The 12,137-nt window shown below is 42.8% G+C and carries 5 protein-coding genes, 7 tRNA genes and 3 rRNA genes; 14 read left to right on the top strand and 1 reads right to left on the bottom strand.

Annotation, left to right across the window (positions count from 1 at the left end; translation table 11 throughout):
- The first annotated feature begins 61 nt into the window (after nt 1–61).
- Nucleotides 62–610, top strand: coding sequence for a ribosome hibernation-promoting factor, HPF/YfiA family (gene hpf / locus LEGAS_RS08305; RefSeq protein WP_010382101.1), 549 nt, complete (start codon nt 62–64; stop codon nt 608–610).
- A gap of 252 nt (nt 611–862) precedes the next feature.
- Here hpf and LEGAS_RS08300 read toward each other — a convergent pair whose 3' ends face one another.
- Nucleotides 863–2,263, bottom strand: a complete 1,401-nt coding sequence (locus LEGAS_RS08300) for an APC family permease (protein WP_013231968.1) — start codon at nt 2,261–2,263, stop codon at nt 863–865.
- A gap of 120 nt (nt 2,264–2,383) precedes the next feature.
- On the opposite strand from LEGAS_RS08300, the gene LEGAS_RS08295 reads away from it, so the two are divergent.
- The 13 genes from LEGAS_RS08295 to LEGAS_RS08235 all read left to right on the top strand — a co-directional run bounded on the left by LEGAS_RS08295 (nt 2,384) and on the right by LEGAS_RS08235 (nt 11,960).
- Nucleotides 2,384–2,968, top strand: a complete 585-nt coding sequence (locus LEGAS_RS08295; protein WP_010382103.1) for a nucleoside/nucleotide kinase family protein — start codon at nt 2,384–2,386, stop codon at nt 2,966–2,968.
- Between the two features lie 320 nt (nt 2,969–3,288).
- Entirely contained in the window at nt 3,289–4,485 is a 1,197-nt protein-coding gene (locus LEGAS_RS08290) for an aminotransferase class I/II-fold pyridoxal phosphate-dependent enzyme (RefSeq protein WP_010382105.1), read from the top strand.
- A gap of 188 nt (nt 4,486–4,673) precedes the next feature.
- On the top strand, nt 4,674–5,726 hold the full coding sequence (locus tag LEGAS_RS08285) for a PTS sugar transporter subunit IIC (RefSeq protein ID WP_010382107.1): 1,053 nt from the start codon (nt 4,674–4,676) through the stop codon (nt 5,724–5,726).
- A 516-nt stretch (nt 5,727–6,242) separates the two neighbouring features.
- Nucleotides 6,243–7,792 (top strand): 16S ribosomal RNA (locus tag LEGAS_RS08280).
- Between the two features lie 116 nt (nt 7,793–7,908).
- Nucleotides 7,909–7,981, top strand: a tRNA-Ala gene (locus LEGAS_RS08275).
- Nucleotides 7,982–8,174: 193 nt separating this feature from the next.
- Nucleotides 8,175–11,088, top strand: a 23S ribosomal RNA gene (locus LEGAS_RS08270).
- 88 nt (nt 11,089–11,176) lie between these two features.
- Nucleotides 11,177–11,293: ribosomal RNA gene (gene rrf / locus LEGAS_RS08265) — 5S ribosomal RNA — on the top strand.
- Together the 16S, 23S and 5S rRNA genes with 7 tRNA genes alongside form the textbook arrangement of a ribosomal RNA operon.
- Nucleotides 11,294–11,367: 74 nt before the next feature.
- A tRNA-Ser gene (locus LEGAS_RS08260) sits at nt 11,368–11,456 on the top strand.
- Between the two features lie 3 nt (nt 11,457–11,459).
- A tRNA-Val gene (locus tag LEGAS_RS08255) sits at nt 11,460–11,532 on the top strand.
- A 2-nt stretch (nt 11,533–11,534) separates the two neighbouring features.
- A tRNA-Asp gene (locus tag LEGAS_RS08250) sits at nt 11,535–11,608 on the top strand.
- 95 nt (nt 11,609–11,703) lie between these two features.
- Nucleotides 11,704–11,777 (top strand) — tRNA-Trp (locus LEGAS_RS08245).
- A 2-nt stretch (nt 11,778–11,779) separates the two neighbouring features.
- Nucleotides 11,780–11,852: transfer RNA gene (locus LEGAS_RS08240), tRNA-His, on the top strand.
- 24 nt (nt 11,853–11,876) lie between these two features.
- Nucleotides 11,877–11,960, top strand: a tRNA-Leu gene (locus tag LEGAS_RS08235).
- The last annotated feature ends 177 nt before the right edge of the window (nt 11,961–12,137 follow it).

The following is a 12,137-nucleotide window of genomic DNA, read 5'->3' as shown; positions in this document are numbered from 1 at the left end:
TGACAGAAAACGCTTACACGTATGGTATAATGAATGTAGTAACTCAATGGAGGAATTTATTATGCTAGATTATAATGTACGTGGCGAAAATATTGCAGTGACTGACGCACTTCGTGAGTATGTGGAGAAGCGTCTGACAAAGTTGAATCGTTACATCGAAGAAAAATCGAGTGCTAACGTTAACTTACGCACCTATAAATCAGATAATTCTGGTAAAGTTGAAGTAACAATTGTACTACCTTATGTTGTGTTACGTGCGGAAGATACAAATCCTGACTTGTATGCAGCAGTGGATGCTGTTTCTGAAAAATTAGAACGTCAAATTCGTAAGTACAAGACTAAAATTAACCGTAAGTCACGTGAGACTGGGTTTAAGGGAATTGATTCTAATGATGAGATTCCGGCATCCGAAGTGGATGATGATGCTTTGCAAATTGTTCGCACAAAGCAAGTAGATTTAAAACCAATGTCGCCAGAAGAAGCAGCGCTACAAATGGATTTGTTGGAACACAGTTTCTTTATTTTTAAAGACGCAGAAACGAACACCGATTCGGTTATTTATAAGCGCCAAGATGGCAAGTATGGCTTGCTTGAAACAGCAGAAAATTAATTAGTATAAACTATCTTTTTTATGAAGTCGCCGACCACAGATATTTAATCTGTGATCGGCGTTTTAATTTGTTAATGCGTATTTTGAGGATAATAACAGTGGCTATTAAAAAAATCCATGATCTGTATATGATTCATACAGATTATGGATTTTAGTCAATAATGCGCTTATTCATTTAGATTTAGGCATTTTCTGCACTAAATGTTATATAGATACAGCCTAATTTCTCGATTAGAAGCAAGGTACATCGTGTTACGATAATTTTGAGTGATGAATACCATAGGCGAAGTACCAGATAATACCAATAAGAACCCACACAGCAAATAATTCAAGTGTTTCAGAAGGCAATTGTGTCAATAATATGAAGCTGATGACGCCGGCAATGAAGGGGATTACGGGATAACCGGGTACTTTGAAGCCATCATGTGATAAATCTTTGCGACGACGTAAAATTAAAATACCGAAGTTGATAAACATAAAAGCTAATAATGTACCTGCATTAATTAAGTTTGCTAAAGTGTTTAATGGAATCAAACCGGCAAAAATAGATTCAATAATAATAGCCAGTATTAAAGCATTTACTGGTAAATGCGATCCAGCAGAAATTTTACCCAATGATCTTGGTAATAAGCCGTCACGACCAAATGAATAGGTCAAACGAGATGACGCATAAATTAATGCCAATATGGCTGTAAACATCCCAATCAAAGCGCCAACAGTAATAACGACGGCAAATTGTGTTTGATGTATAGATTGCAAAGCAAATGCAGCAGGGTCATCAACACCAAGTTTTTTGTAGTTAACGATGCCGGTCAGAACAATTGAGAATAGAACATATAGTAAAGCAGAGATGATAACTGTGCCGATAATACCGCGAGCCATTGTTTTTTGCGGATTTTTAACTTCAGCAGCGTGTGCTGCAATTGTGTCAAAACCAAGAAAAGCGAAAATAATACTAGCTGTCGCAGCAGAAAGGCCACCAAGGCCACCAATACCAGTTTGAAATTCCTTTGGATAAAATGGCACATAATTAGTGTGCTTGATGAAAAATGAACCACCAACAATAAATAGGACAAGAATAGCGACCTTTAAGATAACAGCGCCATTTTCAATTTTTTTAGAGGCGTTTAAACCGCGTGACAAGATAACTGTTACCAGTAATATGATTAAAACGGCGAAAAGATTAATAACACCACCCTCCATAGGCCCAGACATTAATGCCTTGGGAATATGAATGTTAAATATTGTTAATAAATTTCCGAGATAAGCAGAAAAGCCAGTAGCGATAGCTGAAACAGCCAAAAAATACTCTAAAATTAAGGACCAGCCAAGTAACCAACCAATAATCTCGCCGTAAATAACGGTACCATAAGAATAAGCAGATCCAGCGACAGGCATTGCGGATGAAAATTCAGCGAATGCCATACCTGATAACCCTGAAAATATTGCTGCTATTAGAAAAGCTACAGCTACAGCAGGACCGGCATGTTGTGCAGCTTCATGACCAGGTAATATGAAAATTCCTGTGCCAATCACAGTGCCAACACCTAAACCAATCAAGTCACGTGTTGTTAATACACGCGACATATGAGAATCAGCTTTTATGTAGGTATTAACAGATTCTCGTTTAAATGCTCTTGTAAAGATAGACATAAAGTTTCTCCCATATTATTTTAATTAAACCATAACTATTATTCTAACAATTTAAAACGTGAATGTCTAACTTTGGGTGACAAGATACGTTACAATGGAAAAGGTAAGGAATTAGGATATATGAAAGACAATAAAGTATTTGTAATTACGGGTGCAACTGGAGTAGGTAAAACAACAATTGCGCGATATTTACAAGATAATTATCGTATGCCACGTGTTATTACACACACAACAAGAGCACCACGGGATAGAGAAATTAATGGGATATCATACTATTTCGAAGATGATATCACATTTGAAACGAAACACTACTTAGAGCGAGTAAAATACGCAGGATCACAATATGGTTCATCTTATGAGGCACTTGAATGTGCTTGGCAAAAAAGTCCGTATATTACAATTGTATTGGACACTGCTGGCGCAATAACTTATGCTCGTGAACTTGGGAAACAGGCAGTGATCATTTTTGTTACGGTCACCAGCCCTGAAGTATTAGTTGAGCGTGTTCAAGTGCGTGGTGATGATCCAACGGCTGTTAAGCAACGTGTTGCTTCACCAGAGTTTTTGCGTGATGTCTTGTTACCGACTGAATTAAAAAATGTCGCTTATGAATTAGCTAATGATGATTGGTCAAAGACAAAGGTCAGGCTTGACTTACTTGTAAATGACATTATGAATGGGCGTAGTTTGCCTCAAAAAAATTAGTAACACTATGATAGTAGCTGCATAGTTTTATTTCTCATGTCAGTAACTATTTTTTATTGACAAATGGATTAAAAACAATTACAATTATCTCATAAATAGTTGAGGGTTTTTAACAAATGATGAGTAAGAGCAATACAATTGAAAATGAATTTTACTTTTGGTATTTTAGTTAGCCCACCGTTTACCAAGAGTATTTTACGTTGGTACTCGGATGGTCGTTCACCGAGTACCGTAGTGAGTTCAGTTTGTAGAACAAACGCACATTCGGTAAATCTCGAATGTGCGTTTTTGTGAAACCAACCATGAAGAGGAAAAATAATATGCCTAGAGCAAAAAAGTCTTTATTGACAGTTTTCAACCGTAATCTAGATAAGGTTCAACCAAGTGCTATTAGGGCATTTGATAACGAAGTGAGTGGTATTCCTGATATTTTAAAATTAACATTAGGTGAACCTGATTTTAATGTACCAGAACATATTAAGCAAGCAGCTAAACAATCAATTACACAAGATGATTCTCACTATGCTGCTTCAAATGGCACACTTGCATTACGCCAAGCAGTGACTTTATTTTTAGAAAATCGTTACGGATTAAAATATGATGCGGCAACTGAAATCATCGTTACAGTTGGCGCAACAGAGGCCATTTATACCGTGTTAACTTCGCTAATGAACAAGGGGGATAAAATATTATTGCCAACACCAATATTTCCATTGTATATACCAGTGACGCTTGTTGGTGGGGGCGAACCAGTATTTATTGATACATCTAGAAATAACTTTGTATTGAGTCCGGAAATGTTAAAGGAAGCGATCCAGAAATATGGAGACAGTATTAAAGCAGTCGTATTGAACTTTCCCTCAAACCCTACAGGTGTGACTTATAGTGAAGAGGAAGTAAAGGCACTTGCAGATGTTTTGCGTGAGACAAATATTGTTGTTATTTCAGATGAAATTTATTCAGAATTAACATACGAGACAACACACGTCTCGATGGCTAAATATTTACCGGAACAAACGGTTGTGTTAAACGGTGTTTCTAAATCACATGCAATGACAGGATACCGTATAGGCTTTTTGGCTGGACCGGCAGAATTAGTATCTAAATTTAGTTTAATTCACCAATTTACGATTACGACGGCTACTAACTCCGCAATGGCAGCAGCCACTGAGGCTTTGTCTACTGATTTGGGTCGACAAGATACTTTGCAGATGAAAGCTGAATACCAATCAAGACGAGACTTTATCTACGAAACAATGACAGCACTTGGCTTTCAAATACCTAAACCAGATGGTGCATTTTATATTTTTGCTAAAATTCCGACAGGTTATATTCAAGATGATTTTGAGTTTGCACGTGATTTAGCGCATAAAAGTAGACTAGCAGTCATTCCTGGTGCTTCGTTTGGCCCTGGAGGAGAAGGTTACATTCGACTAAGTTATGCAGCTTCACAGGAAAATTTGCAAGAAGCAATGACACGATTAACACAGTATATGTCTGAAAATAAGCTGAACTAGAACCTTTATGAATCTCTTAAAAACGAGATATTATAAGAGATAAAAAGCAATCGTTCTCATGAGATGTTGACTAGTTAAGTGACAACAAGCACCTCGAATTACTAGAGGTGCGTAATTTATTAACGCGCATCTGCGCATACATAATTAAGGTAAAAAATATGACTAGCACGATAATACATGCAACAAAAATGAATCAGAACAGTAATGGTGCACAGATTAAAAAATTTATTGTCGATGTTTTAAATGGGACAAGTTTGGGTATTGTTATTACATTGATTCCAAGTGCATTGGTTAGTCAACTGCTTTTGCTGTTCACTGGCATGCCTATTGCAACAAAAATTGGATTTATGACAACTCTGATACAGAGTACTTTGCCGATTGTTGCGGGTTTTTCTGTTGGACAAATATTTAAGCTATCAGCTATTGACTCTGGATCAATAGCATTGGCAATGTTTGTCTCTTCTGGTGTGGTAACACAAACTAAAACAGGCATGTTGATAAGTGGTACAGGGGTTATTTTAAATATTTTATTAATAGCCGTTCTTGCTACAGCGTTAGTAAAAACAACGACAAATATGTTTGGTCATTTAAAAATGTTACTACAGCCTTTATTTGTGTTGCTGGTCGCTGGTGGAATTGGTTTAATAACATTAGGACCCTTGCGACAAGTGCAAACTTTAATTGGTGAAGCTGTTGCTTATGCGACAGATTTAACACCATTATTGTTAGGGGCCCTATTGGGAGGTATTTTTGCTTTTCTAATTGTGTCTCCGCTCTCTTCGGTTGGTATTGCTATGGCAATCAATTTAACAGGTGTTGGCTCAGGAGCAGCTAACGCTGGAATTGTTGTTGCTAGTTTTACTTTGGCAGCAATGGGATCACGAGTTAATCCCATTGGCGCAACATTAGCACATTTTATTGGTTCTCCTAAAATTCAAATGGCTAATATGCTGACAAAACCAAAATTATTTATACCAACAACCATTGGCGCCATGATAATGGGGATGGTTGCTACTATTCTAGATATTAAGGGCACACCATTTTCAGCAGGGTTTGGTTTTTCTGGTTTGATTGGACCTTTGACAGCTTACAGTATATCTGATAAATCTCTGCTAGCAATAATAAGTGTATTGTTAACGTTCCTTATCTTACCGATTGCTATTTCTTTTACGCTTAAATGGCTTTTTATGACGAAATTCAAGTTAATTCATTCAGAAGATTTAAAACTCACGTTATCATGATAGTAAAGAAAGGGTAAAGGGCGAGGAGAAAAAAGCGAACGAGGGAATAGGTAAGGGGAATAAATCAGGATAAAAAGCGAATGTAGTAGAGAAGAAAGGGGGCAAAAAGGGAGGAAAAAAAGAAAGGGGAAAAAGAAGGGGAGAAAGTGTTGACGGCAGGGAAGGAAGTTGGTATATTAGTATATGTTCTAAGGCAGGACAGGCGCGACGAAGTGTCAGGAAACAAGAACTTGAAGAGCTTTTAAAAAGAAGTTTCAGAAAGTAGTTGACAGAGCGAGCGAAGCGTGGTAAGATAATATAGTTGTCTCAAGCGAGAGACAGCGCGTAGCACATTGAAAACTGAACAAAACTTTGAACAAACGAATCTGTTGCTAGTGGTACGAAAGTATTGCTAAAGAAACAAATTTGCGAAGTCAATTCGTAACAAACAAATAAAACGGATCAACGTTATAGAGATATAACAATTAGTCAGTTTAATCGAAGAGTACATCTTCAAGCGATGAATTTAAATTCATTTAAATTGAGAGTTTGATCCTGGCTCAGGATGAACGCTGGCGGCGTGCCTAATACATGCAAGTCGAACGCACAGCGAAAGGTGCTTGCACCTTTCAAGTGAGTGGCGAACGGGTGAGTAACACGTGGATAACCTACCTCAAGGTTGGGGATAACATTTGGAAACAGATGCTAATACCGAATAAAACTTAGTATCGCATGATACCAGGTTAAAAGGCGCTACGGCGTCACCTAGAGATGGATCCGCGGTGCATTAGTTAGTTGGTGGGGTAAAGGCTTACCAAGACAATGATGCATAGCCGAGTTGAGAGACTGATCGGCCACATTGGGACTGAGACACGGCCCAAACTCCTACGGGAGGCTGCAGTAGGGAATCTTCCACAATGGGCGAAAGCCTGATGGAGCAACGCCGCGTGTGTGATGAAGGCTTTCGGGTCGTAAAGCACTGTTGTATGGGAAGAACAGCTAGAGTAGGGAATGACTTTAGTTTGACGGTACCATACCAGAAAGGGACGGCTAAATACGTGCCAGCAGCCGCGGTAATACGTATGTCCCGAGCGTTATCCGGATTTATTGGGCGTAAAGCGAGCGCAGACGGTTAATTAAGTCTGATGTGAAAGCCCGGAGCTCAACTCCGGAAAGGCATTGGAAACTGGTTAACTTGAGTGCAGTAGAGGTAAGTGGAACTCCATGTGTAGCGGTGGAATGCGTAGATATATGGAAGAACACCAGCGGCGAAGGCGGCTTACTGGACTGTAACTGACGTTGAGGCTCGAAAGTGTGGGTAGCAAACAGGATTAGATACCCTGGTAGTCCACACCGTAAACGATGAACACTAGGTGTTAGGAGGTTTCCGCCTCTTAGTGCCGAAGCTAACGCATTAAGTGTTCCGCCTGGGGAGTACGACCGCAAGGTTGAAACTCAAAGGAATTGACGGGGACCCGCACAAGCGGTGGAGCATGTGGTTTAATTCGAAGCAACGCGAAGAACCTTACCAGGTCTTGACATCCTTTGAAGCTTTTAGAGATAGAAGTGTTCTCTTCGGAGACAAAGTGACAGGTGGTGCATGGTCGTCGTCAGCTCGTGTCGTGAGATGTTGGGTTAAGTCCCGCAACGAGCGCAACCCTTATTGTTAGTTGCCAGCATTCAGATGGGCACTCTAGCGAGACTGCCGGTGACAAACCGGAGGAAGGCGGGGACGACGTCAGATCATCATGCCCCTTATGACCTGGGCTACACACGTGCTACAATGGCGTATACAACGAGTTGCCAACCTGTGAAGGTGAGCTAATCTCTTAAAGTACGTCTCAGTTCGGACTGCAGTCTGCAACTCGACTGCACGAAGTCGGAATCGCTAGTAATCGCGGATCAGCACGCCGCGGTGAATACGTTCCCGGGTCTTGTACACACCGCCCGTCACACCATGGGAGTTTGTAATGCCCAAAGCCGGTGGCCTAACCGTAAGGAGGGAACCGTCTAAGGCAGGACAGATGACTGGGGTGAAGTCGTAACAAGGTAGCCGTAGGAGAACCTGCGGCTGGATCACCTCCTTTCTAAGGATAAACGGAAAGTAGCAGGGGCATTAGATTGCCAGTTCAAGAAGTTCAAAGTTTTGTTTAGTTTTGAGTGTGATACCGACATAGGGATCATGGTCAAAGATGACACCTATGGGGAATTAGCTCAGCTGGGAGAGCACCTGCTTTGCAAGCAGGGGGTCAGCGGTTCGATCCCGCTATTCTCCATAGGCAGTGTCAAAGCTGCCGGAGTTGCACATTGAAAACTGAATAGTAACAAATTCTTTTAAAGATAAGTAAAATTATTAATAAATTAAGCCGAGAAACAAAGCAATAAAGAAGTTCTGTAACAGGAATGGAAAAAAACGCAGGTCTGAAAGAAGACCAACTCATAAACTTAAAGCACAACTTTGGTTGTGACGGTTAAGTTAATAAGGGCGCGTGGTGGATGCCTTGGCACTAGGAGCCGATGAAGGACGTGACTAACTACGATAAGCTTTGGTGAGCGGTAAGTACGCTAAGACCCAGAGATTTCCGAATGGGGAAACCCAACTCGCAAAGAGTTGTCAATAGTTGAATACATAGATTATTGACGGAACACGCTGTGAACTGAAACATCTCATTAGCAGCAGGAGCAGAAAGAAAAATCGATTCCCCAAGTAGCGGCGAGCGAAACGGGAAGAGCCCAAACCAGAGTGCTTGCATTCTGGGGTTGTAGGACTGATAAATAGAAGTTACAAAAGTGTTTTATAGCAGAACAAGTTGGGAAGCTTGGCTAAAGAGGGTGATAGCCCCGTACGCGAAATAAAGCACACTTCTTTCAGGATCCTGAGTACGGCCGGACACGTGAAATCCGGTCGGAATCTGCGGGGACCATCCCGTAAGGCTAAATACTCCCTAGTGACCGATAGTGAACCAGTACCGTGAGGGAAAGGTGAAAAGCACCCCGGAAGGGGAGTGAAATAGTTCCTGAAACCACGACGCCTACAAGAAGTCAGAGCCCGTTAATGGGTGATGGCGTGCCTTTTGTAGAATGAACCGGCGAGTTACGGTATCGTGCGAGGTTAAGGTGGAAAGACCGGAGCCGCAGCGAAAGCGAGTGTGAATAGCGCGAATAGTACGATGCTGTAGACCCGAAACCAGGTGACCTACCCATGGTCAGGATGAAGGTGAGGTAAAACTTACTGGAGGTCCGAACCGGTGCATGTTAAAAAATGCTCGGATGAACTGTGGGTAGCGGTGAAATTCCAAACGAACCTGGAGATAGCTGGTTCTCTCCGAAATAGCTTTAGGGCTAGCCTCATTATAAGCATACTGGAGGTAGAGCACTGTTAAGCCTAGGGGCCCATCTCGGGTTACCAAAGTTTGATAAACTCCGAATGCCAGCTATGTATGAATGGGAGTCAGACGATGAGTGATAAGATCCACCGTCGAAAGGGGAACAGCCCAGATCGCCAGTTAAGGTCCCTAAATATATGTTAAGTGGAAAACGATGTGATAGTGCATAGACAACTAGGATGTTGGCTCAGAAGCAGCCACCATTTAAAGAGTGCGTAATAGCTCACTAGTCGAGTGCCATTGCGCGGAAAATGTACCGGGGCTAAACATATTACCGAAACTGCGGGTGTGCGTAAAGCACGCGATAGGAGAGCGTTGTAAGGGCAAAGAAGGTAGACTGTAAGGACTACTGGAGCGCTTACAAGTGAGAATGCCGGTATGAGTAGCGAAAGACAGGTGAGAATCCTGTCCACCGAATGACTAAGGTTTCCTGGGGAAGGCTCGTCCTCCCAGGGTTAGTCGGGACCTAAGGCGAGGCTGAGAAGCGTAGTCGATGGCTAACAGGTTGAGATTCCTGTACCAGTAGTAATGCGTTTGACCAATGGAGGGACGCAGGAGGCTAACAGAAGCGCACTGATGGAAATGTGCGTGCAAGCAGTAAGTTTGGGAAAGAGTGAAATGCTTTTTTCTGATAAGAACAAGCTGTGATGCGGATCGAAATAAAGTAGAGAAGTCTGTGATGTCACACTGCCGAGAAAAGCTTCTAGGGAGTATTACACTGCCCGTACCGCAAACCGACACAGGTAGTCGAGTGGAGAACACTAAGGTGAGCGAGAGAACCCTCGTTAAGGAACTCGGCAAAATGACCCCGTAACTTCGGGAGAAGGGGTGCTCATTGTAAAAGATGAGCCGCAGTGAATAGGCCCAGGCGACTGTTTATCAAAAACACAGGTTTCTGCAAAATCGTAAGATGAAGTATAGGGGCTGACGCCTGCCCGGTGCTGGAAGGTTAAAAGGAGTGCTTAGCTTCGGCGAAGGTACGAATTGAAGCCCCAGTAAACGGCGGCCGTAACTATAACGGTCCTAAGGTAGCGAAATTCCTTGTCGGGTAAGTTCCGACCCGCACGAAAGGCGTAACGATCTGGGCACTGTCTCAACGAGGGACTCGGTGAAATTTAAATACCCGTGAAGATGCGGGTTACCCGCGACAGGACGGAAAGACCCCATGGAGCTTTACTGTAGCTTGATATTGAATGTTTGTGCTGCTTGTACAGAATAGGTAGGAGACGAAGAGGATTGGACGCCAGTCTAGTCGGAGTCAAAAAGTGGGATACTACCCTCGTTGTATGAACATTCTAACACTGGTCACTTAACGTGATCGTGGACAGTGTCTGGCGGGCAGTTTGACTGGGGCGGTCGCCTCCTAAAAGGTAACGGAGGCGCTCAAAGGTTTGCTCAGAATGGTTGGAAATCATTCGTAGCGTGTAAAGGCATAAGCAAGCTTGACTGCGAGAGCAACAACTCGAGCAGGTACGAAAGTAGGACTTAGTGATCCGGTGGTTCCGCATGGAAGGGCCATCGCTCAACGGATAAAAGCTACCCTGGGGATAACAGGCTCATCTCCCCCAAGAGTCCACATCGACGGGGAGGTTTGGCACCTCGATGTCGGCTCATCGCATCCTGGGGCTGTAGTCGGTCCCAAGGGTTGGGCTGTTCGCCCATTAAAGCGGTACGCGAGCTGGGTTCAGAACGTCGTGAGACAGTTCGGTCCCTATCCGTCGCGGGCGCAGGAAATTTGAGAGGAGTTGCCCTTAGTACGAGAGGACCGGGGTGAACAAACCGCTGGTGTACCAGTTGTTCCGCCAGGAGCATTGCTGGGTAGCTATGTTTGGAAGAGATAAACGCTGAAAGCATCTAAGTGTGAAACTCGCCTCGAGATGAGATTTCCCATTCGAAAGAAGTAAGACCCCTTAGAGATGATGAGGTAGATAGGCTAGAAGTGGGAGTTGAGTGATCAATGAAGCGGACTAGTACTAATAGGTCGAGGACTTAACCAAAGTCAAGAACGGAAGTTCAAGAGATATGAGTGGCAAAATTTAGAAGAAGAATTTGATACTATTTAGTTTTGAGTGTAAAACTCAAAGGTGTCGTATTGATAGCATAGAGGACACACCTGTTCCCATTCCGAACACAGAAGTTAAGCTCTATCACGCCGAAAGTAGTTGCCGGATCGCTGGCTGCGAGGATAGGAAGATGCGGTGCCGTACATAGAGAGTACTCTGAGAAGGGTACTTTTGGTTTATGAAGTAAGAAGATAGTGAGAGAGTGGAAGAATCGGAGAGGTGTCCGAGTCTGGCCGAAGGAGCATGGTTGGAAACTATGTAAGCAAGGAATTGTTTCGAGGGTTCGAATCCCTTCCTCTCCATAGGGACGCTTAGCTCAGCTGGGAGAGCACCTGCCTTACAAGCAGGGGGTCACAGGTTCGATCCCTGTAGCGTCCATTGGTCGCATGGTCCAGTTGGTTAGGACGCCTGCCTGTCACGCAGGAGATCGCGGGTTCGAGCCCCGCTGCGACCGCTAAGTATACGAATGAATAAGCATGAACAGCCAGTGTTATGTGGGGTGCAACTCCTTACCATGTTATATCAGCATTAGCTGATTTTTATGATTGTAGGGATATAGTTAAACGGTAGAATAGCGGTCTCCAAAACCGTTGATGGGGGTTCGATTCCCTCTATCCCTGCCATGGCGGTAGTGGTGAAGTGGTTAACACACTGGTTTGTGGATCCAGCATGCGAGGGTTCGATCCCCTTCTACCGCCCTATAAGCTTAAGGCTTTGTATTTGCCGTTGTGGCGGAATTGGCAGACGCGCTGGACTCAAAATCCAGTGGTGGCAACACCGTGTGGGTTCGACTCCCACCGACGGCATAAAAAGGTTGTGGTATCTCAATGATACTGCAACCTTTTTATTTTTTCTAATGTTGCAATTCAATTAGTATTTACCAATTATGCCAAAAACATGACACGTTAGGCTATTTTCATTGTTTTAAATGTGATGACATATTACAATTTTCTTATTAACTAATTAAGAGGTAAGAAAATGAA

Source organism: Leuconostoc gasicomitatum LMG 18811 (assembly GCF_000196855.1).
GTDB classification, from domain to species: domain Bacteria; phylum Bacillota; class Bacilli; order Lactobacillales; family Lactobacillaceae; genus Leuconostoc; species Leuconostoc gasicomitatum.
The sequence above is the reverse complement of the archived record's forward strand: the minus strand, read 5'-3'. Positions and strand labels throughout refer to the sequence as shown.